Annotated in this window: 27 protein-coding genes; 13 read left to right on the plus strand and 14 right to left on the minus strand. The window is 70.6% G+C overall.

Going from position 1 to position 23,231, the window contains the following annotated elements; all coding sequences use genetic code 11:
• Positions 1–129: 129 nt before the first annotated feature.
• Positions 130–357, minus strand: a complete 228-nt coding sequence (locus ABZ208_RS21600; RefSeq protein ID WP_356911078.1) for a hypothetical protein — start codon at positions 355–357, stop codon at positions 130–132.
• Between the two features lie 148 nt (positions 358–505).
• On the opposite strand from ABZ208_RS21600, the gene ABZ208_RS21605 reads away from it, so the two are divergent.
• Both ABZ208_RS21605 and ABZ208_RS21610 read left to right on the plus strand, forming a co-directional pair.
• A complete protein-coding gene (locus tag ABZ208_RS21605) occupies positions 506–994 on the plus strand; it encodes a glutathione peroxidase (protein ID WP_356911079.1) in 489 nt (162 codons plus the stop codon).
• A 48-nt stretch (positions 995–1,042) separates the two neighbouring features.
• Positions 1,043–1,300 carry a hypothetical protein gene (locus ABZ208_RS21610; RefSeq protein WP_356911080.1) on the plus strand — a complete coding sequence of 86 codons (258 nt, stop codon included), beginning with the start codon at positions 1,043–1,045 and terminating at the stop codon, positions 1,298–1,300.
• Positions 1,301–1,370: 70 nt separating this feature from the next.
• On the opposite strand, the gene ABZ208_RS21615 is transcribed toward ABZ208_RS21610, so the two are convergent.
• The gene (locus ABZ208_RS21615) at positions 1,371–2,597 is read right to left on the minus strand and encodes an acyl-CoA dehydrogenase family protein (RefSeq protein ID WP_356911081.1); all 1,227 of its coding nucleotides are present in this window, start codon (positions 2,595–2,597) and stop codon (positions 1,371–1,373) included.
• A gap of 164 nt (positions 2,598–2,761) precedes the next feature.
• On the opposite strand from ABZ208_RS21615, the gene ABZ208_RS21620 reads away from it, so the two are divergent.
• A complete protein-coding gene (locus tag ABZ208_RS21620; protein WP_356911082.1) occupies positions 2,762–3,397 on the plus strand; it encodes a TetR family transcriptional regulator in 636 nt (211 codons plus the stop codon).
• Between the two features lie 76 nt (positions 3,398–3,473).
• Here the strand turns inward: ABZ208_RS21620 and def are convergent, their stop codons facing one another.
• The gene (gene def, locus ABZ208_RS21625; protein WP_356911083.1) at positions 3,474–4,058 is read right to left on the minus strand and encodes a peptide deformylase; all 585 of its coding nucleotides are present in this window, start codon (positions 4,056–4,058) and stop codon (positions 3,474–3,476) included.
• Between the two features lie 148 nt (positions 4,059–4,206).
• Here def and ABZ208_RS21630 point away from each other — a divergent pair, with 148 nt between their 5' ends.
• From ABZ208_RS21630 to ABZ208_RS21645, 4 genes are all read left to right on the plus strand, one after another.
• Positions 4,207–5,445, plus strand: a complete 1,239-nt coding sequence (locus ABZ208_RS21630; protein WP_328403285.1) for a MurT ligase domain-containing protein — start codon at positions 4,207–4,209, stop codon at positions 5,443–5,445.
• Positions 5,446–5,473: 28 nt separating this feature from the next.
• A complete protein-coding gene (locus ABZ208_RS21635) occupies positions 5,474–6,202 on the plus strand; it encodes a glutamine amidotransferase (protein WP_328403283.1) in 729 nt (242 codons plus the stop codon).
• A 153-nt stretch (positions 6,203–6,355) separates the two neighbouring features.
• Positions 6,356–7,381 carry a 6-phosphofructokinase gene (locus ABZ208_RS21640; protein WP_356911084.1) on the plus strand — a complete coding sequence of 342 codons (1,026 nt, stop codon included), beginning with the start codon at positions 6,356–6,358 and terminating at the stop codon, positions 7,379–7,381.
• Positions 7,382–7,485: 104 nt separating this feature from the next.
• A complete protein-coding gene (locus tag ABZ208_RS21645) occupies positions 7,486–8,436 on the plus strand; it encodes a cytochrome c oxidase assembly protein (RefSeq protein ID WP_356911085.1) in 951 nt (316 codons plus the stop codon).
• 52 nt (positions 8,437–8,488) lie between these two features.
• Here ABZ208_RS21645 and ABZ208_RS21650 read toward each other — a convergent pair whose 3' ends face one another.
• Positions 8,489–8,851 (minus strand): hypothetical protein, encoded by a 363-nt coding sequence (locus ABZ208_RS21650; RefSeq protein ID WP_356911086.1) that lies wholly within the window; start codon positions 8,849–8,851, stop codon positions 8,489–8,491.
• Positions 8,852–9,229: 378 nt separating this feature from the next.
• The gene (locus ABZ208_RS21655) at positions 9,230–10,150 is read right to left on the minus strand and encodes a class I SAM-dependent methyltransferase (protein WP_356911087.1); all 921 of its coding nucleotides are present in this window, start codon (positions 10,148–10,150) and stop codon (positions 9,230–9,232) included.
• 78 nt (positions 10,151–10,228) lie between these two features.
• Here ABZ208_RS21655 and ABZ208_RS21660 point away from each other — a divergent pair, with 78 nt between their 5' ends.
• Positions 10,229–10,813 carry an XRE family transcriptional regulator gene (locus ABZ208_RS21660; RefSeq protein ID WP_356911088.1) on the plus strand — a complete coding sequence of 195 codons (585 nt, stop codon included), beginning with the start codon at positions 10,229–10,231 and terminating at the stop codon, positions 10,811–10,813.
• A 164-nt stretch (positions 10,814–10,977) separates the two neighbouring features.
• Positions 10,978–11,136: a hypothetical protein gene (locus tag ABZ208_RS21665; RefSeq protein WP_328403273.1), complete on the plus strand. Its 159-nt coding sequence runs from the start codon at positions 10,978–10,980 to the stop codon at positions 11,134–11,136.
• Between the two features lie 52 nt (positions 11,137–11,188).
• Here ABZ208_RS21665 and ABZ208_RS21670 read toward each other — a convergent pair whose 3' ends face one another.
• Positions 11,189–11,596, minus strand: a complete 408-nt coding sequence (locus ABZ208_RS21670) for a subtilase-type protease inhibitor (protein ID WP_356911089.1) — start codon at positions 11,594–11,596, stop codon at positions 11,189–11,191.
• Between the two features lie 364 nt (positions 11,597–11,960).
• On the opposite strand from ABZ208_RS21670, the gene ABZ208_RS21675 reads away from it, so the two are divergent.
• Positions 11,961–12,173: a DUF6381 family protein gene (locus ABZ208_RS21675; RefSeq protein WP_356911090.1), complete on the plus strand. Its 213-nt coding sequence runs from the start codon at positions 11,961–11,963 to the stop codon at positions 12,171–12,173.
• A 107-nt stretch (positions 12,174–12,280) separates the two neighbouring features.
• Here the strand turns inward: ABZ208_RS21675 and ABZ208_RS21680 are convergent, their stop codons facing one another.
• Complete coding sequence (locus ABZ208_RS21680) at positions 12,281–13,285, minus strand: DUF3048 domain-containing protein (RefSeq protein ID WP_356911091.1); 1,005 nt, start codon at positions 13,283–13,285, stop codon at positions 12,281–12,283.
• Positions 13,286–13,506: 221 nt separating this feature from the next.
• On the opposite strand from ABZ208_RS21680, the gene ABZ208_RS21685 reads away from it, so the two are divergent.
• Positions 13,507–14,835: a diacylglycerol kinase family protein gene (locus ABZ208_RS21685; protein WP_356911092.1), complete on the plus strand. Its 1,329-nt coding sequence runs from the start codon at positions 13,507–13,509 to the stop codon at positions 14,833–14,835.
• 33 nt (positions 14,836–14,868) lie between these two features.
• Here ABZ208_RS21685 and ABZ208_RS21690 read toward each other — a convergent pair whose 3' ends face one another.
• The 3 genes from ABZ208_RS21690 to ABZ208_RS21700 form a co-directional block, all read right to left on the minus strand.
• Positions 14,869–16,275 carry a DUF2252 domain-containing protein gene (locus ABZ208_RS21690; protein WP_356911093.1) on the minus strand — a complete coding sequence of 469 codons (1,407 nt, stop codon included), beginning with the start codon at positions 16,273–16,275 and terminating at the stop codon, positions 14,869–14,871.
• A 126-nt stretch (positions 16,276–16,401) separates the two neighbouring features.
• Entirely contained in the window at positions 16,402–16,860 is a 459-nt protein-coding gene (locus ABZ208_RS21695) for an SRPBCC family protein (RefSeq protein WP_356911094.1), read from the minus strand.
• A gap of 207 nt (positions 16,861–17,067) precedes the next feature.
• Positions 17,068–17,283 carry a CsbD family protein gene (locus ABZ208_RS21700; RefSeq protein WP_356911095.1) on the minus strand — a complete coding sequence of 72 codons (216 nt, stop codon included), beginning with the start codon at positions 17,281–17,283 and terminating at the stop codon, positions 17,068–17,070.
• Positions 17,284–17,558: 275 nt separating this feature from the next.
• Between ABZ208_RS21700 and ABZ208_RS21705 the strand changes: the two genes are divergently transcribed.
• Positions 17,559–17,735, plus strand: a complete 177-nt coding sequence (locus ABZ208_RS21705; RefSeq protein ID WP_328403255.1) for a CsbD family protein — start codon at positions 17,559–17,561, stop codon at positions 17,733–17,735.
• A gap of 662 nt (positions 17,736–18,397) precedes the next feature.
• On the plus strand, positions 18,398–19,117 hold the full coding sequence (locus ABZ208_RS21710; protein WP_328403253.1) for a lysophospholipid acyltransferase family protein: 720 nt from the start codon (positions 18,398–18,400) through the stop codon (positions 19,115–19,117).
• A gap of 81 nt (positions 19,118–19,198) precedes the next feature.
• Here the strand turns inward: ABZ208_RS21710 and ABZ208_RS21715 are convergent, their stop codons facing one another.
• The 4 genes from ABZ208_RS21715 to ABZ208_RS21730 all read right to left on the minus strand — a co-directional run bounded on the left by ABZ208_RS21715 (position 19,199) and on the right by ABZ208_RS21730 (position 23,004).
• The gene (locus tag ABZ208_RS21715; RefSeq protein ID WP_356911096.1) at positions 19,199–20,776 is read right to left on the minus strand and encodes an alpha/beta hydrolase; all 1,578 of its coding nucleotides are present in this window, start codon (positions 20,774–20,776) and stop codon (positions 19,199–19,201) included.
• 119 nt (positions 20,777–20,895) lie between these two features.
• Complete coding sequence (locus ABZ208_RS21720) at positions 20,896–21,633, minus strand: urease accessory protein UreD (RefSeq protein ID WP_356911097.1); 738 nt, start codon at positions 21,631–21,633, stop codon at positions 20,896–20,898.
• Positions 21,630–22,310 carry an urease accessory protein UreG gene (ureG, locus tag ABZ208_RS21725; protein WP_356911098.1) on the minus strand — a complete coding sequence of 227 codons (681 nt, stop codon included), beginning with the start codon at positions 22,308–22,310 and terminating at the stop codon, positions 21,630–21,632. Before ureG ends, ABZ208_RS21720 begins: the two co-directional genes overlap by 4 nt.
• A 31-nt stretch (positions 22,311–22,341) precedes the next feature.
• The gene (locus tag ABZ208_RS21730) at positions 22,342–23,004 is read right to left on the minus strand and encodes an urease accessory UreF family protein (protein WP_356911114.1); all 663 of its coding nucleotides are present in this window, start codon (positions 23,002–23,004) and stop codon (positions 22,342–22,344) included.
• Between the last annotated feature and the right edge of the window lie 227 nt (positions 23,005–23,231).

A 23,231-nucleotide genomic window follows, 5' to 3' on the forward strand; every position in this document is an offset into this window, starting at 1 on the left:
TCCGGGGACCTGCCTCGTCCGCCTGCGACGACTCACCCGCGAGGTCGAGGCAGACCCCGCCGGTGCGCTGCTCGAACCGGTGCGGCTCGATCTCCAGCCGGCTGTTGAAGCAGGGGGCGGACGGCACCGTCAGCGCCTGCTCCTGCCCGGTCCCGCAGTCGCGCCGCGCGCGACGGTCACGCTGTGCCCCATGCCGTCGGGCAGGTCGCCTTCCGGGGCCCCGGCGGGCACGTCGCCGTATTCGGCACCGGCCGGCAGGGCCCGGTCCGGGGTCCCGGCGGGCGGTGCCTCACCCGGCGCCGTGTCGAAGCGGACCGACGTGCCGTCGGCGAGTTGCAGGTCGGTGAAGGTCGACACGCGTTCGTTGTGCAGATCTTCCGCGCAGACGCGGGAGGTTGGGGCGAATTCGGCCCGGTCGCCCCACTCGGCGGGCGCTCCGGCGTCGTCCCGGCTTCTGCGAGCGGTCCACAATGGCCGTCGAACGCTTTTCGACGAGGAGAACGCGATGACTCTGTACGACATCCCGCTGCGCACGCTGACGGGTGAGGACACCACCCTGGGTGCTTACCGCGGACAGGCCGTCCTGCTGGTCAATGTGGCTTCGAAGTGCGGGCTGACGCCGCAGTACGCAGGTCTCGAGCGCCTGCAGAAGGAGTACGGCGAGCGCGGCTTCACCGTGCTCGGTGTGCCGTGCAACCAGTTCGCGGGCCAGGAGCCGGGCACCGCGGACGAGATCCAGTCGTTCTGCTCGGCGACCTATGGCGTGACGTTCCCGATGCTCGAGAAGACGGACGTGAACGGCGAGGACCGCCACCCGCTGTACGCGGAGCTGACCAAGGTCGCGGACGCGGACGGCGAGGCCGGTGACGTCCAGTGGAACTTCGAGAAGTTCCTGATCGGCAAGGACGGCGAGGTCGTGGCCCGGATCCGCCCGCGCACCGAGCCGGAGGCTCCGGAGGTCCTGGCGGCGATCGAGGCGCTGCTGTCCGCCTGACGCCGTACCGAGCGGCTGTTTCGCACATCACTGTCCCGGGGGGACTTGATGGTAGGCACGAGCAAAGGAAGCGACTGGCCAGTCTTCGCCGGTTTCTGCGGCGGAGCTCTCGGAGCGCTGCCGGCGCTCTGGGCGAAGTACGAGGCGTTCACGGGCGGCGCCTGGGCGCCGCTCGGGGTCGACTTCACGGCCGACAGTCCCCTGCTCGGCGTCATGGTGGCGCTCTTCGGGACGCCGCTGCTGTTCAAGGGGGCATTTGTGGCGGTTCTGCCCTCGATGCTGATCGAGAAGCTGACGCGCCGCTGAACCGGCTCCACGCGCGCACACGAAGGCTGCGGTCCCGGGCGGGACCGCAGCCTTCGGCGTTCCCCGGCCGTCAGCGGATCGGCAGGCCCGCCAGGGTCCGTGCGATGACCAGGCGCTGGATCTCGCTGGTGCCCTCGAAGATCGTGTAGATCGCCGAGTCGCGGTGCATGCGCTCCACCGGGTACTCGCGCGTGTAGCCGTTGCCGCCCAGGATCTGGATGGCCTGGGCCGTGACCTTCTTCGCGGTCTCACTGGCGAACAGCTTGGACATCGAGCCCTCGGCCGAGGTGAACGGCTTGCCCGCGGTCGCCATCCAGGAGGCACGCCACACGAGCAGCCGTGCCGCGTCGATCTGGGTGCGCATGTCGGCGAGCTGGAAGGCGACCCCCTGGTTGTCGATGATCGGGCGGCCGAACTGCTCGCGGGTCTTGGCGTACTCGAGTGCCTCCTCGTACGCCGCGCGCGCGGTGCCCACCGCCATGGCGCCGACGGCCGGGCGGGATGCCTCGAAGGTGGCCATCGCGGCGTTCTTGACCCTCTCGCCGCCGCTCTTGGCACGCTCGCGGGCCTTCGCCAGGCGGTGGTCGAGCTTCTCCTTGCCGCCGAGCAGGCAGTGGCCGGGGACGCGGGCGTTCTCCAGGACCACTTCGGCGGTGTGCGAGGCACGGATGCCGTGCTTCTTGAACTTCTGGCCCTGCGAGAGGCCGGGGGTGTTCGGCGGGACGATGAAGGATGCGTGGCCCTTGGAGCCGAGCTCCGGGTCGACGACGGCGACCACGATGTGGACGTTGGCGATGCCGCCGTTGGTCGCCCAGGTCTTGGTGCCGTTGAGCACCCACTCGTCCTTGGCCTCGTCGTAGACCGCGCGGGTGCGCATGGCGCCGACGTCACTGCCGGCGTCCGGCTCGGAGGAGCAGAAGGCGGCGAGCTTGACATCGTTGGCGTCGCCGTACATCTGGGGGATCCAGGTGCCGATCTGCTCCTCGGTGCCGTTGGCGATGACGCCGATGGCCGCGAGGCCGGTGCCGACGATCGACAGGGCGATGCCCGCGTCGCCCCAGAAGAGCTCCTCCATCGCCATCGGGATGCCGAGCCCGGTGGGGTCGAAGAACTGCTGGGCGTAGAAGTCGAGGGAGTAGATGCCCACCTTGGCCGCTTCCTGGATGACCGGCCAGGGCGTCTCCTCACGCTCGTCCCACTCGGCGGCGGCCGGGCGCATGACGTCCTTGGCGAAGCCGTTCAGCCAGTCACGGACCTGCTTCTGGTCGTCATTGAGATCGAGCGTGAACTCGGTCATGTCCCCTCCAGCACTACGGCGCCCACCAGCGCGTTACTTGCGGTAACATCAGTGTGTTACCGGTTAGTAGCCCATGTCAACCGAGCAGAGCCCGATCACGTGTTCAGGTGCGTGGGTGTTACCTTGCGCGTCACGCATTTCGCAAGGGCGGGGAGAGACGAATCATGGAGACCTCACATCATCAGCGGTCGGCCGAGCAGCGGCGCCGGGAGCTGCTCGAGGCAGCCGACCGTGTGGTGCTCCGCGACGGACCGCACGCCTCCATGAACGCCATAGCCGCCGAGGCGGGCATCACCAAGCCGATCCTCTACCGGCACTTCGGCGACAAGGGCGGGCTGTACCGCGCACTCGCCAAGCGCCACACCGACGCCCTGCTCAGGGCCCTCCAGGGGGCGGTGGACGCGGACGTCGACCGCCGCGAGCGGGTCGCGGGCACCCTCGACACCTATCTCGCCGCGATCGAGGCGCGCCCCCAGGTCTACCGGTTCCTGATGCACCCGGCCGAGGACAACCAGCCCGCCGAGCAGGGCTTCGACGTCGGCCGGCACTCCGCACCGCTGCTGCGCCGTCTCGGCGAGGAGCTGGGCAAGGTGATCGCCGACCGGGTGGACCTCGGCCCCGACGGCGACCGGCTGGCCCGGGCGTGGGGCCATGGAGTCGTCGGGATGATGCACGCGGCCGGGGACTGGTGGCTGGCCGAACGCCCCTGCTCCCGCAGCGAGTTGGTGGAGAACCTGACCGACCTGCTGTGCGGGCGGCTGTTCGAGGTCGACGACCGCGTCGGCGGGCCCGGCTTCTAGCCAGGCCCCGTCCGGGCGCTCGCACCGGCCCCGGCGCGACGGCGGTGCCTCGAGGTGCCGCCGCCGCCACGGCTCGCTAGGACCGGGCGCTGCGCCCCTCGTGAAGCCGCTCCAGCCCGGCGGCACTCACCCATGGTGAGCGTCGCGCCGCGCGCAGGGCACGCGAGCGGCGCCAGGGTGTGAGGCGGTCGGTGTAGACCGTCCCCTCCACGTGGTCGTACTCGTGCTGCAGGCACCGCGCGAAGAACCCGGTGCCCTCCACCCGCACCGGCGCCCCGTCCCGGTCGACGCCCTCCACCACCGCGTGGTCGAAGCGCTCCGTACCGGACTCGAGACCGGGCAGCGACAGACAGCCCTCCGGACCGCGGACGCTGACCCCGTCCGCGGCGACCAGCCACGGATTGACGACATGTCCGAGGTGGCGGACGTCCTCGTCGTCGGGACAGTCCCAGACGAACACCCGCAACGGGACGCCGACCTGGTTGGCCGCGAGCCCGACGCCGTGCGCCGCGTACATCGTGGCGAACATGTCCTCGATCAGTTCGGCCAGCTCGGGGCCGAAGTCGGTGACGGGCTCGCAGGGGGTGTGCAGTTCGGGTTCGCCGAGCAGGCTCATTGCCCGCACAACACCGGAACTGCCGGGGATCGGCCGGTTTCGCATGGCGCACAGCGTACGATCCCGCCGCTTTCCCCCCACATTCCCGCCGTTCCGGCCTGACCTCCACACCATTCCCCCGGTGCCGAGGTACGGGCGGCCCACCTGACCTGGATAGGCTGGCTCCGGACCGAAGCAAGGAGGATCAAGGACGATGTCAGGCAACTCGGAAGCCTTGACGCCGCGAGCCAAGCTGGCCGTGACGGCAGGCAAGGCCGCGGCGGCGGTGTCGCGCGCCGCCGGCCGCGGCAGCGGATCGGTGATCGGCGGCCGGGTCGCGCTCAAGCTCGACCCCGACCTGCTGGGGCGGCTGGCGCAGCACCTGGACGTCGTCCTCGTGTCGGCGACCAACGGCAAGACCACCACGACCCGGCTGATCGCCGAGGCACTGCGGGCCAGTGGCCCGGTCGTGTCCAACGCGCTCGGTGCCAACATGCCCGCGGGCATCACCTCGGCGCTGGCCGGCGGCTCGGACGCCAGGTACGGCGTGATCGAGGTCGACGAGAAGTACCTCGCCGGTGTCGCCCGTGATGTGACCCCGAAGGCGATCGCGCTGCTCAACCTCTCGCGCGACCAACTGGACCGCGCCGCCGAGACCCGGATGCTGGCCGAGAAGTGGCGCGAGGGCCTGACCGGCACCAAGGCCACCGTGATCGCCAACGCCGACGACCCGCTGATCGTGTGGGCGGCGTCCTCCTCGCCGAACGTGGTGTGGGTGGCGGCCGGCCAGGAGTGGAAGGACGACGCCTGGTCCTGCCCGTCCTGCGGCGGTGTGATGCAGCGCCCCGGCGACGACTGGTTCTGCGGCGAGTGCGGCTTCCGCCGCCCCGCGCCGAGCTGGGTGCTCAGCGGCGATCACGTTCTCGACCCGCACGGCAGCGCCTGGCCGATCCATCTCCAGCTGCCCGGCCGGGCCAACAAGGCCAACGCCGCCACCTCGGCCGCGGTCGCCGCCTGCTTCGGGGTTCCGCCGCAGGTCGCGCTCGAGCGCATGTACCAGGTCCAGGCCGTGGCCGGCCGGTACGACGTCGTCACCTTCATGGGCCGTGAGCTGCGCCTGCTGCTGGCGAAGAACCCGGCCGGCTGGCTGGAGACGTTCTCCCTGATCGACCCGCCGCCGACGCCGGTCATCCTCTCCGTGAACGCCCGTGGCGCCGACGGCACGGACACCTCCTGGCTGTGGGACGTGGACTACACCCGGCTCGCCGGCCACCCGATCTTCGTCATCGGCGACCGCAGGCTGGACCTCGCGGTCCGCCTCGAGGTCGCGGGCCTGGACTTCCGGGTGTGCGACTCCGTCGACGAGGCGGTGCAGCTGGCTCCGCCCGGACGGATCGAGCTGATCGCCAACTACACCGCTTTCCAGGACGTGCGCCGCCGCGTCGGCAACTGATCCGCGGCCCCGAAAAGGACTGACAACCATGAGTGACAGCAGTCTGCGTCTGGTCTGGGTCTACCCGGATCTGCTCAGCACCTACGGCGACCAGGGCAACGCCCTGGTCGTGGAGCGCCGCGCCCGGCAGCGCGGCCTGGACGTGATGCGGATCGACGTACGCAGCGATCAGCCCGTCCCCACGTCCGGCGACATCTATCTGATCGGCGGCGGCGAGGACCGGCCGCAGCGGCTTGCGGCCGAGCGTCTGCGCCGCGACGGCGGACTCGGCCGGGCCGCGTCCAACGGCGCGATCATCTTCTCGGTCTGCGCCGGCTACCAGATCCTCGGCCACGAGTTCATCAACGACCTCGGTGAGCGCGAGCCGGGCCTCGGACTGATCGACGTGGTCTCCACGCGCGGCGAGGGTGAACGGTGCGTGGGCGACGTACTGGCGGACATCGACCCGCGGTTGGGCCTGCCCCAGCTGACCGGTTTCGAGAACCACCAGGGCATCACCCACCTCGGCCCCACCGCCCGCCCCTTCGCACAGGTCCGCCTCGGGCGGGGCAACGGCACCGGCGACGGCACCGAGGGCGCGTACAACGACACCGTCTTCGGCACCTACATGCACGGTCCCGTCATGGCCCGCAACCCGCAGATCGCCGATCTGCTGCTGAAGCTGGCGCTGGACGTGAACGCGCTGCCGCCGACCGACGACCGCTGGTACGAGGCGCTGCGCGCGGAGCGGATCGCCACCGCGACACAGCCCGCCTGACGGGCAGTTCGCTCACCTGAGCACTCGGCCGGGAGCGCGGTCCAGCACTCGGACGCCTGGTTCGGCCCCGCCACTCTGCGCCGGTAGGGTGGCGGGGATCCAACCGGACGACGTGGTCCGGAGTCGGCCCACTTTGCAAAGGTATTTCGGGCTATGCGCATTGGTGTGCTCACCTCCGGCGGCGACTGCCCCGGTCTGAACGCCGTCATCCGATCCGTCGTGCACCGTGCCGTCGTCGACCACGGCGACGAGGTCATCGGCTTCCACGACGGCTGGAAGGGCCTCCTGGAGGGCGACTACCGCAAGCTCGACCTCGACGCGGTGGGTGGCATCCTGGCCCGTGGCGGGACCATCCTCGGCTCCTCCCGGGTCCAGCCCGCGCACCTTCGCGACGGTGTGGAGCGGGCCAGGGGGCATGTGGCCGAGCTGGGTCTGGACGCGATCATTCCGATCGGCGGCGAGGGCACTCTCAAGGCCGCCAATCTGCTCTCGCGGGCCGGGCTGCCCATCGTCGGCGTCCCGAAGACCATCGACAACGACATCGCGTCGACCGACGTCACCTTCGGCTTCGACACCGCGGTCGGAGTGGCGACCGAGGCACTTGACCGGCTGAAGACCACCGCCGAGTCGCACCAGCGCGTGCTGATCGTGGAGGTCATGGGCCGGCACACCGGCTGGATCGCCCTGCACTCCGGCATGGCCGCCGGCGCGCACGCCATCGTCGTGCCGGAGCGTCCCTTCGACATCGACGAGCTGACCAAGCGGGTCGGGGCGCGCTTCGAGGCGGGCAAGCGGTTCGCGATCGTCGTCGTCGCCGAGGGCGCGAAGCCTCGCGAGGGCACGATGCAGTGGGACGAGGGCGGCAAGGACATCTACGGGCACGAGCGGTTCGCGGGCGTGGCCCGGCAGCTGTCCGTCGAGCTGGAGGAGCGTCTCGGCAAGGAGGCCCGCCCGGTGATCCTGGGTCACGTCCAGCGCGGCGGCACCCCGACCGCGTACGACCGCGTTCTCGCCACCCGCTTCGGCTGGCACGCCGTCGAGGCCGCGCACTGGGGCGAGTTCGGCATGATGACCGCACTGCGCGGCACCGACATCACGATGGTGCCGCTGGCCGAGGCCACCGAGACCCTCAAGACCGTGCCGGCGGAGCGGTACGCCGAGGCCGAGTGCGTGCTCTGATCCGGTAGCAGGACCGACGAGGCGCCCCCGGCCGCAGCTGCGGCCGGGGGCGGTTCTAGTCTGGTCCGGACAACAAGCGCGAATCGGGACTCGGGAGTACACAGATGGATCACAGCGGGCACGGCATGACGCTGGATCTGCCGCCGTTCACGCTGGGGCGGGGCCTTGCGTACTCACCGGACCCCTTCTTCCTGGTCGCCTGTCTGCTGGCGCTCGCCCTGTACGGCTGGGGGGTGCTGCGGCTGCGGCGTCGTGGCGACGCCTGGCCGGTCGGCCGCACCGTCTTCTTCGCCGTCGGCGTGCTGAGCGTGGCGTTCGTGATGTGCACCAAGCTGAACGACTACGGCATGGTCATGTTCAGCGTGCACATGGTGCAGCACATGGTGATCAGCATGGTGTCGCCGATCATGCTGCTGCTCGGCGCCCCGATCACGCTGGCGCTGCGCGCGCTGCCGGTCGCGGCTCGGGGCAGCAAGGGGCCGCGCGAGGTGCTGCTGATGCTGCTGCACAGCCGCTACATGCGGATCGTCACCCACCCGGCCTTCACGATCCCGCTCTTCATCGCCAGCCTCTACGCCCTGTACTTCACTCCGCTGTTCGACTTCCTGATGGGGTCCAAGCCGGGGCACGTCGCGATGATGGTGCACTTCCTCGCCGTCGGACTGGTGTTCTTCTGGCCGATCATGGGCGTCGACCCCGGTCCGCACCGGCCCGGCTATGTGATGCGGATGCTGGAGCTCTTCGCAGGTATGCCGTTCCATGCGTTCTTCGGCATCGCCCTGATGATGGCGACCCAGCCGATGATCAAGGCGTACGAGAATCCGCCGGCCTCGCTCGGTATCGACGCGCTCGCCGACCAGACCGCGGCGGGCGGGATCGCGTGGGCCTTCAGCGAGATCCCGTCCGTGCTGGTGCTGATTGCGCTGGTCTTCCAGTGGTATCGCTCCGACCAGCGGCAGGCCAGGCGCCTGGACCGGGCCGCGGACCGGGACGGGGACAAGGAGCTCGAGGCGTACAACGCGTATCTCGCCTCGCTGCAGGCGCGGGGGCGGTGACGGCGCAGCCCGGGCACGCGACCCGAGCGGCCGCCCTGCTCCGCACCTACGTTCATCCTCTCGAAGTGTGTCGCGAGAGCGCACGGCTTCCCACCGCAATGGCGAGCGCGAGAACGATCAGCAGCGCGGCGACCGCGAACGTGATCCGCATACCGGTGGCAACGGCCTCGGGAGCCGCCGTTGTGACATCGGTCGTCGCCGAAGCGAGCGCGAACACAGCGCCCATGACAAATGCACCGGTGATGAGCCCCAGATCGCGCGACAGGTTGAGCATGCCGGAGATGACGCCCCGTCGATCCGGGCGGACATCTGTCATGACGGCGGTGTTGTCGGCCGTCTGGAACACCGCATGGCCGACGGTCATGACGGCGATGGGGCCGATGTAGCCGAAGACGCCGAGCGTCGCCGACGTCATGGACAGGAAAAGGGCGGTGAGCGCCCACCGGACCGACGGGCCCGCTCCGCACTTCTGGCGGCTGCCACCTCATGTCCTGCAGGGATCGGCTTCAACATGAACTCCGCTCTCTGGTGACGACCGAAGTCCGGTCGTCCGGGGACGGCGGGCGGGACGGCCGGACATGTCCGCCAGGTGGTGGGCGCCGGGCCCGAGGCCGAGGGGACGGCCGGAGGAGTGTGACCGGTTTCCGGGATGGGGGTGTGCCGGGAAGTGGTCACGACGGACGCGAGGGCCCGTCGTACGGCATCGCCCTCGCCACAGCATTCGTGCGACCGGCCCGCTGGTGCCCGGGCCGGTTCCGGCCCGGGCACCAGCGGGGCACCGTGTCGGGCACGGTCACGGAGCCGGGCGCACGCCCGTGAAGACCGTGGTGGCGGAGAGCAGGAAGGCGTCGGGCCGCCGCAGGATGCCCTCCGGCGCCCCGGGATCGAGCAGCACGTCGAGGGTCTTGCGGTCCTCCACGTCGAGGGACTCGCTCATCGCCTCCCGCAGCAGGGTCAGATGGGCGTGCAGGTAGGCGCGGCCTGTCTCGCCCAGCGGTGCCGGCAGGTCGAGGAGGGAAGTGAACCTCCCGACGGCGGTGAGCCCGGCGCGGCCGAGCATCGCGGGCCAGTCCTCGACCACGGAGGTACTGCCGGGCAGTTCGGCCCGCATGATCTCGAACCAGTGCTCCTGAGCGGCGTCGAGCCGGGCCTGGAGGCCCGGCCTGCCGATGCCGATGTCGCGTGGGAGGAAGCGCATCGGCAGGCCGCCCTCCGCCACGGCGAGCAGCCCGCCGGGCCTCAGCACACCGGCGAGCCCGTTCAGCACCCGCTGCTGATCTCCGAGGTGGTGCACCGCCCTGCTGCTCCAGACCAGATCCGCCGCGCCGAGGCCGCCTTCCCCGTGCCCGTCACCGCCGTCCAGAGCCTCGGACAGCTCCGCGTGCCGGACGGCCACCCTGCCGCCGACGCCGAGCCGCTCGGCGCGAGCCAGGGCACGGGCCAACAGCCCGGGCGTGCCGTCCACGGCGACCGCCTCGGCGTCCGCGAAGACCTCGGCGAACACGCAGGTCATCACGCCCGGCCCGCTGCCGATGTCGAGAATGCGCCTGACCTCCGTCTCCGGGCCGAGCAGCTCCCTCAGGCGGACCGCAGTCCGGCGGAGGAGCGGGAGCTGCAGTTCGCCGCTGTCCTCCAGCTGGGCGGCCATGACCTCCCAGTCGATGTCGGTGTGGTTGTGCCCGTGTCCGTGCCCGGAATCGCTGTGTGCGCTCATGCCGCGGAGCGTGCACCCCGCAGGACGGACGCGGCAACTCTTGTTGCCGATTCCGGGACAGCGAGGTGGAATGCCCGCATGGACACATCGCCGCCCTACCGAACGGTCCTCGACGAGGTCGCCCCCCGGCTCAGACGGCTGCGTGCCAAGCACGGCCTCACCCTGGCCGCGCTCTCCGAGGCGACCGGCATCTCCAAGAGCACCCTGTCCCGGCTGGAGTCCGGGCAGCGCCGCCCCAGTCTGGAACTGCTGCTCCCTCTCGCGGGTGCGTACCGCGTGCCCCTGGACGACCTGGTCGGCGCCCCCGAGGTGGGGGATCCCCGGGTCCGGCTGACACCCCGCACCCTGCCGAACGGCGGCACGTTCGTACCCCTGACCCGGAGTCCGGGCCCTCTTCAGGCATACAAGATGATCATCCCCGACCGGGGTAACGAGCCGGAACTCCGTACGCACGAGGGCTACGAGTGGCTGTATGTGCTGGACGGCCGGCTGCGGCTCGTCCTCGCCGAGCACGACCTGGTGCTCGGCCCCGGCGAGGCCGCCGAGTTCGACACCCGGCTGCCCCACTGGTTCAGCAGCGCGGACGGGCGGCCCGTGGAGGTCCTCAGCCTCTTCGGGAGGCAGGGGGAACGCATGCACGTCCGCGCGAAGCCCCGCGTATGACGGCGGACAGCCAGGAGCCGTTCACGCACAGCAGTCCTGGACACACGACCCTGAACACGGACGTCACAGGTCCCATGACCCGGGCAGTAGCGCGGCACCCTCCTTCCGGGCGACGATTGTCCTCAACGGCCTCGGCCGTCGGCGGCCGTCCGAGGAGGGCATGCATGTCCGGATCCACGAAGGCGATGGGAATGCTGACCGTCGGGGCCCTGGTGGTCGTGACGGCCTACACGGCAGCGCTCGGCAGCAATGGCTGGCTCTGGTTCGGCTGGGTGGTGCTCGGCCTGGTGACGATCGGGGTGATCGCCTCGCGCAACACCTGATCCGGCATCTGTCGCGCGACACCTGATCCGCCGCCCACAGGGCGGCGGACACTCAGAACCGGAAGACGGCGCCCGTGGCGACGGAGAGTTCGCAGGCATTGGAGTAGGTCTTGTGCCAGGCGGTCGGGCGACCGCGCCACGAGCCGGTGGCGCTGACGGTGACGGGGTCGTACTCCTTGGTGCACGGGTGCGGATCGCCAGGCAGCGTGTCCAGGTCGCCGCGGGCAACGGCCAGTTCCGCGCAGGCGGCCACCGGCTCGGGATGGGCCCCACCAGGCAGCGGGCTGCAGTGCAGCAGCACGCCGCGGATCCAGGTGTTCTCGTCACCCGACACGGTCAGGAACAGTCCGCGGGGAGCTGTCGGCAGCTCGGTGGGGTCCGGTGCAGGGGCCGCCGCGGCGGGGACGGCCGCGATGGCGGCAACGAGGACAGCTGCGGCGAGAGCGGCGGTGCGGTGCATCCGGTGCTCCTGGGGTGGGAGCCGACTCATGTCGGACAAGGGCATACGACGAAGCCCAGAGCACCTCCTGACGCTTCGCAGAGCAAGGCGCCGCGCCGCCGGCTGACGCGTTCGGGTGCACCGAACGGCCCGTACGGCTGTGCACATGCCGGTGGCCCGCTGCCCGGTCCGAGGCCCGTCGGTCCCTCCGGCGCCGCTTGGGCCACCGTGGCCGATGCCGTCGCGGACGCCGGTGACGACATCATCCGTACGTGGGTCGACCGCATACGGTTTGACCTGGTGCGTCCCGGGAAATCGGCCAGATACCGAGACGACATTTCGGGATGGTATGGACGGTCATGTCCCGTATCCGCAGGAGGGCGCCATGTCCGAGCAGGAGAGCAGTCGTCTGCATGCCGAGCACGATCGGGACAAGGCGGAACAGCTGCTGCAGCGCGCGAGCCGCTCGACCGACCCCGACGAGGCGGAGCGGCTCCGCTACCGGGCGGAGCAGCTGAGGATCAAGAGCGAGGCCACCCTGCGGGGCGAGCCCGGGGACGAGCCTGGCGACATCCGCGAGGCACCGAACGCCCACTGAACGCAGCCGCACCTCGCTCGCGAGGTGCCGAAAGCTGGTGCTTCATACCCCGGTCCTGCCGCTCGCGGAATCCGGAGCCCTCGACCTCGCCCTCGGTGCGGGCGAGGTCATCGGGCTGCGAGGACCACCCAGACCTGCCCCGGGGCGAAGGCGAGCGGCTGTCCGGTGGCCGTGGTGAAGGAGGTGCCGCTCGCGGGGGTGGGCCTGCTCCAGCGGGCGTCGTGACTCCGGCCGTCGCGCAGTACGAGCGCGCTTCCTGCGCCCACGCTCTCCGTGTACGGCGAGACGCTGCCCCCTCGGTCACTGAACCGGGAGGGATGGATGTCGACGTACTGGACGACCACCGTAGGAGCGCCCAACCGTCCGCCGTCCGTCGTCCGTGCGGCGATCCCGTCCATACCCACCAGCCACCGCTGCTCGGTACCCGACCAGGTGAAGGTGAACCGCGCCGCCGGGAAGCGCACGGTGTGCTCGCTCACGGGCGTGCCGCCCGCAGGTGCCGCACCGAACCGGAAGCCGATGTCACCTGCCGTCGTGGCCTGCGGCGCCGCGGCCAGGGCGCGTTCCGGAACCAGATAGAGGTTGTGCGGTGCCAGGCGGGTCCGATCGCGGACGTAGGCCTGCGGAGCGTCACCCTGCGCGAGGGCGACGAGCGGAGCGGCATGGATCAGCGGGCGCAGCGCGGACTGCGAGCCGGAGTACGCCAGTGCCGGACGGCCGAACTGCCCCAGCAGTTCGATGTCCGATTCGCGGGCGCTGCGCACCGGCCCGACTTTCTCCGGCAGTCGTGAGGAGTAGATCGCGAGGAGACGGCTCTGGCCTGCCTCGACCTGCTCGACATAGACGATGTCGGCCTCGGCGAGCCCGGTGTGCGGCCGTGCGGGCAGCACGTTGTCGATCTTGACGGCGAGCACCGGCGCGGCGCGGGCGGGGAGTCCGGTGAAGTGCGACAGCCCCTGCTGCCCGGCAGCGGAGGCCGGCGGCGCGGGGGTGGGCTCGGGGCTCGGCTCCCGCCCATATCCGGAGCAGCCGAAAAGCACGGCGGCCGTCATCGCGGACACCACAGCGGTGACGATCCGGCCGGTCGGCCTCGACCTGCGCTTCGCATCCATCTTTGTGCACCCATCGGTCCGGGTCCCGAGCTCAGTGGACCACGGCAGTCAGAGCCGGAACAGTGCTGAGGCACCGATGCGATGCGCTGCCCGGACTCGTATACGGCTGCGCGAGGGACGCAACCGTGAGGCGTGATCCGCCGCCTGGTAGTGCAATGGCTGTGTGGCGCCGGGCGAAGTGGCCGTAGCAGCCACGTCGGTGGCGGAGGACGGGAGGAACCATGGGCAGTGGCTTCGGCATGCACAGCGTCCCGGCGCGGCGCTGGGCAGCGCGTCTGGCGATCACCGCGCTCGCCGCCGGGCTGCTCTTGCTGCCGGCCGCCGCCGGGGTCAAGAGCATCGGACTGGTCCTCGTCGGGCTTGCCGGCCTGGTCGTCACGGTGGCCGCGGCCTGGTGGGCCGTCAGCCGAAGAGGCTTGGTGAGGGGGCTCTCCGTGCTCCTTGCCGCGGCAGCGCAAGCGGCGGTGATCGCGGTCGTCGCCGTGGCCGGCCTGCTGTGGGCCGTGTTCGCCGTGCTCGCGTTGTGGGCGGTGGCGGCCGGCGCCGGCTGGGCAGCGCTCGGCGCGGAGACCGGGCACACGGCGCCGAGCGAGTACGTCACCCCCCGGCCTCGGCGGCCGTTCTTCATCATGAATCCGCGTTCCGGCGGCGGAAAGGTGGGGCGTTTCGCCCTGGAGGAGAAGGCGAAGGCTCTCGGCGCGGAGATCGTGCTGCTCGATCCCGCGGCTCCCCAGGATGTCGCCGCGCTCGCGCGCCGTGCCCTCGCCGACGGCGCGGATCTTCTGGGTGTGGCCGGCGGTGACGGCACGCAGGCTCTCGTCGCGGGTGTCGCGGCGGAGCACGACGTGCCGTTCCTGGTGATCCCGGCGGGAACCCGGAATCACTTCGCACTCGATCTCGGCCTCGACCGCAACGACCCGGCGACGAGTCTGGAGGCGCTGTCCGACGGGGTGGAACTCCGCGTCGACCTCGGTCGTATCGGCGATCGCGACTTCGTCAACAACGTGTCGTTCGGGGCCTACGCCACCGTGGTGCAGAGCCCGGCGTACCGCGACGACAAGATCCAGACCATCCTGCGCCTGCTGCCCGACGTGCTGACCCGCCAGGTCGGGCCCCGGCTGACCCTGCGCTGCGGCGACGTGGTGGTCGACTCCCCGCAGGCGGTGATGGTGAGCAACAATACGTACCGGGTGGGAGACCCGGCCGGGCTGGGGCGGCGGGAACGGCTGGACGCCGGGGTGCTCGGCGTGCTGAGTGTCAAGGTCGACAGTGCGGTGCAGGCGGCCGCGCTGCTCGCCGGCGAACGCTCTCCCGGCCTGACTCTTCTGACCGCCGGCGAAGTCGTCGTCGATGCGGACGCCGCTGAGGTCCAGGCCGGAGTCGACGGGGAGGCACTCACCTTCCCGGCCCCGGTTCGCTGCGTGATCAGACCCCGGGCCCTGCGGGTACGTGTCCCCCGGCACCGACCCGGTGTGCCCCGGTTGCGGCCGCACCTGGACTGGCGGCGACTGCGTGAGCTGGCGTTCACGCGCGGATCCGGGCACCCGTAGCGGACCTTGCTCGTCCGCTACGGGCCGGGACCGTCAGGCAGCGACCGTCGCGGCGGTGAGCCGGCCGGACTCCACGGCCTGCCGGAAGGCGTCGTAGTCACGTTCGTTCTGGTCCGCGTACGCCTCGGCGAACTGGGCCAGGGCGCGGTCGAACGAGTCACTGGTGCCGAGATAGGCGGCGATGGCGATCGGGTCCCCGGAGCGGGCATGGGCACGGGCGAGCGAGGCGCCGCACAAGCCGCCGAACACCCGAAGCATCCCCGCGGTCATGGTGTCGGGCTGGACGATGCCCTTCCAGTCGTGCAGCTGTCTGATGTAGAAGTCGCGCCGGCTGCCGTCCGCTCCGACGGCGCGCTCCCAGCCGAGGAAGATGTCGCCCGCGGTCTGCATCAGCCGCTGCCCTGCGACGACACGCTCCCCTTCCTGGTCGAATCCAGCGCGCTCGGTGTACGGGGCGAGCACCGACTCCCCCGCCTCCTTGGCCTGGAGAATCAGCGGATCGTCGTCGTCCCTGCCGACCAGCAGGATGATCCAGCACCGGGTGCCCACGCTTCCCACCCCGACCACTTTGCGCGCCATGTCGACGATGTGGAAGCGATCCAGAAGGTGACGGCGTTCCGAGGACAGGGTGCGCCGGTAGCCTCCGAGGAGGCCGCGCAGCCATGCTTCGAGATCGTCGTTCTCCACTCCGGGGAGCAGGTCCCGGAGGGGCGTGATCAAAGGTGGGTCAGGAGCGAACCGGCACACGCCGTCCACCACGTGGGTGAGTTTGTCGAACGCCTGGACGCTGTCCCGGGTACGGGCTTTGGCCATGGCACGCGAGGCCCGCCGGCGCATCTCCTCGTCCGGCAGCAGCGCTTCGAGCTGCTCGGCGTCGTCCGCGGCGTACCAGACGTCGAGCGTGTGCATGCCGGCGAAGCGGTGCATCCGCTCCCGGTAGTGCTCGACCGCCTCCTTGACCGCGGCGGAGCGCTGCCCCTCGTCGAAGCCGTTGGCGCGACCGGCGATGACAAGACTCGCGGAGAGTCGCTTCACATCCCATTCGAACGGGCCGGGATGTGTCTCGTCGAAGTCGTTGATGTCGAAGACCAGGCGCCGTTCGGGAGATGCGAGCATCCGGAAATTGAGCAGGTGGGCGTCGCCGCAGAGCTGCGTCGTCATGCTGGTGTGAGACGCCGGACCGAGGTCGGCGGCCATGATCGCGGCGGCGCCCCGGTAGAACCGGAACGGCGACTCCAGCATCCGGCCGTAGCGGATGGGCACCAGTTCCCCCACCCGCGTGGCGGACTGTCCCTCGAGGATGTCGACGGGATCCGGCCGCTCACCGGAAGGGACGAACCGGGCGTGCTGCGATCGTCGCAGCACGGAGCGTGCCGCTCTGCCCTGAGCTGCCCGCTCAGCCACCGTGAAGTGGCTGCGGGCGGAGGATGTAGCAGTCATGGTGGCCTCCCCGTCACCTTGGCCCGGAGACAGGCTCCTCCATGATCGCGCGCTCCACCGTCGACCGCACGACGGCGGAGCGCGCCGCACCGCGCACCGGATACCTCCGACGAGGAGCCTCGGCGGTCATCCAGGGGTGACGCGGCCGCGCCACGAGCCGGATTCGCCGCCGCGCTGCTCGATGTACTCCTTGAAGCGCCGCATATCGCCCTTGACCCGCCGGTCGATCATGCCCGTCACGGCAGCGGCCTTCTCCGCCGCCCCGCTGGGCTCGACGTCCATCACGAGCTCCACGCGGGTGTGGGTGTCATCCAGGCGGCGGAAGTGGACCATCCCCATCTGCTTGGTGTCGCCGCCGACGGTGCGCCAGGCGATCCGCTCGTCCGGGAGCTGGTCGACTATCTCGGTGTCGAACTCCCTGCGCACGCCACCGATCTTGGTGATCCAGTGATTGTGGAGGTCATCGAGCTGCCTGACCTCTTGGACGCCCTCCATGAACTCAGGGAATTCCTCGAACTGCGTCCACTGGTTGTAAGCGGTGTGGATGGGAACCTCCACCTCGACCGATTCCTTGACCGTGCTCATTGTTATGACTCCTTTCAATAACCCGCCCACGGTCCGCGGACCTGCCGTGCGGACCGGACACGATTCCGCGAGTACCCGAATCGGCCCGGTCGAGACCCCGAACCCACCGGGAATGCGCGGATTCCCCCACCTCGCAGACGGTCCGGGCTTCGCACGGCCGAACAACCACCGCGCGAAACCCGGTTCGTTCCGAAGAATGACCAGCCGTCACTTGTGCTTACGGGTGCTCTCCTTGACCGCGTCCGCCGCGTCGCGCACGGATTCCTGGGCTTCCGCGGCCGCCTGGCGGGTCTTGCCCTCAACGCGGTCGGCGGTCCCCTTCAGACGCAGCTCGTCGTCGCCCGTCGCCTGTCCGGCCTTCTCCTTGGCCTTGCCCACTGTCTCCTGGGCCTTGCCCCGAATCTTCTTTCCCTGGTCAGCCACGCGAATCAGCTCCTGAGGAGTGACGCTGTTTTCGGGTACATCATGCGGCTACCTCGACAGGGGACCGGCAAACGTCTTTTCACGTGTTCCTCCTGATTGCGGAGGTGGCGTGCCACTGGAAATGCGCCACTGGTGCGGCGGCGCCACTCCACACGGTTTTCCTACAGTTGTTCGAGTAATGCGAATTTGCGGCACTTCCCCCGCGGGCGCACGGTGAACGGTGAACAGGGTGGTCAGGCACGATCACCCCCGATCCGGAGAGGAAGTCGATCCTGATGAGCAAGAGCAAAGCCAAGGCGAAGCAGCTGAAGGGGAAGATGAAGGAGACCATGGGCAAGACCGCGGGCGACAGGTCCATGCAGGCCGAGGGCAAGGGCGAGCAGTTGGAGGGCAAGACCCAGGAGATGGCCGAGAAGGCCGCCGACCAGGTCCGCAAGGGCACCAAGCACTGAGCCCGGAGCCATTGGCAGGCTGTCCGGCCTACCGATAGCCGCAGGTGGTCGCGGAGCATCTCGAGCGCCGCGACCACCGCCGTCCGCCGGCCCGTGTCCCGGGCCACCGCCGTCGGCAGGCCGCGTCCCGGGCCCTCGCCCACGGCCGCCCGAGGCTGCCGATCCGGCGGACGTCCACCGCAGCCCGAGGCTGCCCGTCCGGCGGGCGTCCGGCGTGCCAGGACCAGCGGACGGACGGGTCCGATCGGCGGCGCCGACGCCTTGATCTCGGACCGTCCGGAACGAGGAGCCACTGACCACGACCGGGCGACGGGACCGTCAGGACGGGCGACTCCTCCACGCGCGTGCCGCTCCTCGGCGAGCACAAGGCTCCGAGCCTGCGGGAGATGACGGCGCGCGGGCCATGGCTCCTCGCCCAACTGCGGTGCGTACGAAGCCTCTCGTCTCCGATCTGCGGGTCGTCGCGGACGTTCCGGGCCGCGCATGATCCCGCGTCGCCGGCAAGGCGGCAAGGCGGCAAGGCGGCAAATGAGACAGCGCGAGTCCGATCGGAGGCGGTTACAGACCACAACGTGTGCATTTACACTGGCCCCCTCCGAAACACCTTGTGACCAGGCAGAACGCAAACCCCGGAACCGATCCGGGCAGTTGGGAGCCGACCTGTGTTCTATTACGTGCTCAAGTACGTCCTTCTTGGGCCGCTGCTGCGGGTGCTGTTCCGCCCCAGGATCGAAGGACTCGAGCACATCCCGGCCGAGGGCGCGGCGATCGTCGCAGGCAACCATCTGTCCTTCTCGGACCACTTCGTGATGCCGGCCATCATCAAGCGGCGCATCACCTTTCTCGCCAAGGCCGAGTACTTCACCGGGCCCGGCATCAAGGGGCGGTTGACCGCGGCGTTCTTCCGCAGTGCCGGTCAGATCCCGGTGGACCGTTCCGGCAAGGAGGCCGGCCAGGCGGCCATCCGTGAGGGACTCGGGGTGCTGAGCAAGGGCGAGCTGCTGGGCATCTACCCGGAAGGCACCCGTTCGCACGACGGGCGCCTCTACAAGGGCAAGGTCGGGGTCGCGGTGATGGCGCTCAGGGCCGGGGTCCCCGTGGTGCCGTGCGCAATGGTGGGGACCTTCGAGATCCAGCCGCCGGGACAGGTGGTGCCGAAGATCAAGCGGGTCACGGTCCGCTTCGGTGAGCCGCTGGACTTCTCACGCTACGCGGGCATGGAGAACGAGAAGGCGGCGATCCGCGCCGTGACGGACGAGATCATGTACGCCATTCTCGGGCTGTCCGGCCAGGAGTACGTGGACCGGTATGCCGCCGAGGCCAAGGCCGAGCTGCAGGAACAGCAGCAGAAGCAGCGGAAGTTCCCGCGTCGCAGCAGCTGAGGGCTCGGGAGGGGAACACGCCGCAGGACGAAGGAGGGGCGGCCGTGACCGGCCGCCCCTCCCCCCTCACCGCTGTGGCGCTTACGGCTTGGGCGTGGCGTGCGGGGTGCACGTCACATCGCGGCCGTCCACCTTGCCGCTGAGCAGGTAGGCGTCCACGCGCTCGTTGATGCACGGGTTGACCAGGCCGGTCACACCGTGCGAGCCGGCGCCCTTCTCGGTGATCAGACGGGAGCCCTTGAGCCTCTTGTGCAGCTCGACCGCGCCGTCGTAAGGCGTCGCCGCGTCACGTTCGGCCTGCACGATGAGCACCGGCGGCAGGCCCTTGCCGGTCCGCACCTGCACCGGGGTCTGCTGCTTGGCGGACCAGGTGGCGCACGGCAGGTTCATCCACGCGTTGGCCCACGTCATGAACGGGTGGTCCTTGTGCAGACGGGTGTTGTCCCGGTCCCACCTCTTCCAGCTGGTGGGCCACTTCGCGTCGGCACATTCGACGGCGGTGTAGACCGCGTTGCCGTTCTCCGAGGCGATGTTGCCCGCGGTGTCGGACAGGTCGGGCGCGGCGGCGTCGACGAGTGCCTGGGTGTCACCGGCGACGTACTTGCTCCAGGCCTGGGCGACAGGCACCCAGGCGGAGTCGTAGTACGGGGCGCTCTGGAAGAAGCCGATGAGCTCGGCCGGGCCGACGACCCCGCCGAGCGGGCTCCGCTTCGCGGCGGCCCGCAGCTTCAGCCACTGCGCTTCGACCTTCTGCGGGGTGTCGCCGATGTGGAAGGTGGCGTCGTTCTTGGCGACCCATGCCTTCCAGTCGTCCCAGCGCATCTGGAACGCGACGTCCTGGTCCAGGTTGGCCTGGTACCAGATCTTCTCGCGCGACGGATTGACCACGCTGTCGACGATCATCCGGCGGACGTGGCCCGGGAAGAGGGTCGCGTAGACGGCGCCGATGTAGGTGCCGTAGGAGACGCCCAGGAAGTTGAGCTTCTTCTCACCGAGCGCGGCCCGGATGACGTCCAGGTCGCGGACGGTGTTCGGCGTGGTCATGTGCGGCAGCATCCAGCCGCTGCGCTCGGCGCACCCGTTGGCGTACTCGGCAGCGAGCTTGCGCTGCGCGCGCTTGTCCGCCTCGCTGTCGGGCACCGGGTCGGGCTTCGGCGCCTTCACGAACTCCTGCGGGTCCACACAGGAGATGGGAGTGGAGTGACCGACGCCGCGGGGGTCGAAGCCCACGAAGTCGTACGCCTTCGAGGTCTTGGCCCACAGGGGGTTCTTGCTGGTCACCCGGACCGGGAAGCGCATACCCGAGCCGCCCGGGCCGCCGGGGTTGTAGATCAGCGCGCCCTGGCGCTCTTCCTTGGTGCCGGTGTTGCCGATACGGTCGACGGCGATCTTGATCTGCTTGCCGTACGGCCGTGCGTAGTCGAGCGGAACGCTCACCCAGCCGCACTGGATGGGCTTCGCGAACCCCCAGTCCTCCGGGCAGTCCGCCCAGGCGATGCCCTTCTTGGCGGCCCGCTCGGCGGCTGTCTTCACGCCGCGCGCCTCGGACCAACCACGGCTGGAACCTTCGGCGTTCGCTGCCGGAGCGGCGATCGCGCCGGCTATGAGGGTGCCCGCGACCAGAGTGCCGGCCGAGCCGAGCACTGCTGTGCGTCTCACGTAGAACCTCCCCCTGCTGTTGTGGAGTTGTCCGGGAGATCCTTTCGTGGGCAGGGCAGCGGGGAGAAGTCCGTACTGGTGTTCTTTGCCGAACCAATAACCGGTGTGTCACGTCCCGCTCAGCGGTGCAGCTGAGCCAGTGCCTCGTCCAGGACGCCGCGCAGGGCCCGCGCGTCGTCGGCGACGGCGGTGACCAGAACGGCCTGGCCGGCCAAGGGGGTCAGCACGGCGGTCGGGCCCAGCGACCGGGCGTCGACCGGGCTGTCGTCGTACTCCGGGTCCACGACGAGGAGTTGGCCGACGGCCCGGTGCCCGGCGAGCACGGCCGGTCCGGCCCAGCCTCCGGGTGCGCCCGGCCCGCAGGAGAGCTCGGTGTCGAGCAGCGGGCGTTGGGCCCGGTGCACGGTGAGGCGGGTGGTGAGGGTGCCCGGTCGCTCACCGTACCGGCCGAGGATCTGCTCCTCGCGCAGCACCAGCCGTGCCGTGGCGGCGAGTTCGACGCTGGTACGCATCCGCAGCTCGCTGCCCTGCGCCGCAATGAGCTGTTCCGGCAGCCACCGCAGCACGGCGTCCTCTCCCACCGTCAGCGTCACGTCGTAGTGCGCCGTCGCCCCGGTGCGGCCGGGCAGGGCGATCGTCGCGGCGGCCGAGTCCACGGTGAGCTGAGCGCCGTCCGACGCCTCTGCCTCGATCGCGAGCCGGTCGCCGCCGAGCGGCGCACTCATGGCACCCACGACGGTGACCCGGTGGCCCGGGCCGGTCGCGCGGGTGCGGCGCAGGGCGAGTGGTCCGTCACCGGCGAGGACGGGCAGCCCGCCCGGGGTGGCCACGATGCGGGCGGTGGCCTGGACGCTCATGCGGTCCAGGCGGCGAGCTGGGCCCGCACCCAGTCGGCGACCGGTCCGACGCCTTCGCCGCCGGACAGCGAGGTGAAGGCGACGGGCAGGCCGCCGCGCTGTTCCTCGGCGTCGCGGGCCATACGGTCGAGGTCGGAGCCGACATAGGGCGCGAGATCGGTCTTGTTGATCACCAGCAGGTCGGAGGTGGTGACGCCGGGGCCGCCCTTGCGCGGGATGTCGTCACCGCCCGCGACGTCGATGACGAAGATCTGGGCGTCGACCAGCCCCTTGGAGAAGGTGGCGGTGAGGTTGTCGCCGCCGGACTCGACAAGGATCAGATCGAGCGGGCCGACGCTGTCCTCGAGCTCCTCGACGGCCTCGAGGTTGGCGGAGATGTCGTCGCGGATGGCGGTGTGCGGGCAGGCGCCGGTCTCGACGGCCTGGATGCGCTCCGGCGGCAGTACGGCATTACGGAGCAGGAACTCGGCATCCTCGCGGGTGTAGATGTCGTTGGTGACGACCGCGATGGACAGCTTGTCGCGCAGACTCCTGCACAGCGCCGCGACGGTGGCGGTCTTGCCGGAACCGACGGGTCCGCCGAGACCGATACGCAGGGCGCGCCGGCCTCCGTCGGGGCGTACGGCATCGGCGCCGACCGCCCTGGGGGCTTCGTGAAGGCCGTGGTCGAGGTGCATGGTGCGACTCCTTGGTGCCCAGGGGTGCGGGCTACGAGGCGAAGAGGCGTACGGGCCAGGTCGCGTGCTGCTCAGCCATGATGTCGAGCAGCGGCGCGGACGCGGCGGGCAGTGCGTCGATGCCCTCGAGGGCGGCGGACGCTGCGAGGGCGGCGACGCGGTCCATCTCGGGGGCGAGGCGGGCGAGGACGGCGGTGGCCTCGAACGGGTCCAGGCTCAGCAGCCGTACGGCGGCGGTGGCCGGACCGCTGACGGTCTCGTACGCGACGCAGTGCGCGGCGTCCGGCGGAGCGAGGCCGGCCGTGCGCGCCGCGGTGCCGAGCACGATCGGCTGGTGCGTACCGCGGGGGAATGCGACGGCGAGCGCGTCGAGGTCGGCGCCCGGCCAGGCGGCCCGTGCCGCACGCATCATCTGCCGTCCGAGCTTGCGCGCGACGGCCCGAAGGACGGGCGAGGGTGTGCGGGCGTCGGCAGCGGCGTCGAGCGCGGTGAAGTCGTGCCCGAGCGCGGCCGCGGCCGCGAGGCCGGCTGCGGTGAGTCCCGTGGTGTGCAGGCGTCCCCGGCAGAAGGCCTCCAGGTCGCGGGCGTCCTGGATCCGCCCGTCCTTGACGGCGGCCTCGGCCCCACCGGAGTGCGCGTGCCCTCCGGCAGGGAACCGTCCGTCGGCGAGGACGAGCAGGGCGGCACGGCTCATGACCGGCCGCCGGGCGTCGGCCACTGCCACTGCCACTGCCACTGCCACTGCCCACGATCGCGGGACGCCGTCCGCGCGGCCGCCTGCGCCCCATCCACCACCCGCAGCCGGGACGACGGTCCCGGAAGAGGAGACCCCGCGGCCCCGGCGGACGCGCAACCGACCGCGAGCGCATCCGGACCTGTGCCGGCCGCCGCCCGGGGCTCGCGCCCGGCGGCGCATGCGTA

Source organism: Streptomyces sp. NPDC006208 (assembly GCF_040613775.1).
Lineage (GTDB): Bacteria > Actinomycetota > Actinomycetes > Streptomycetales > Streptomycetaceae > Streptomyces.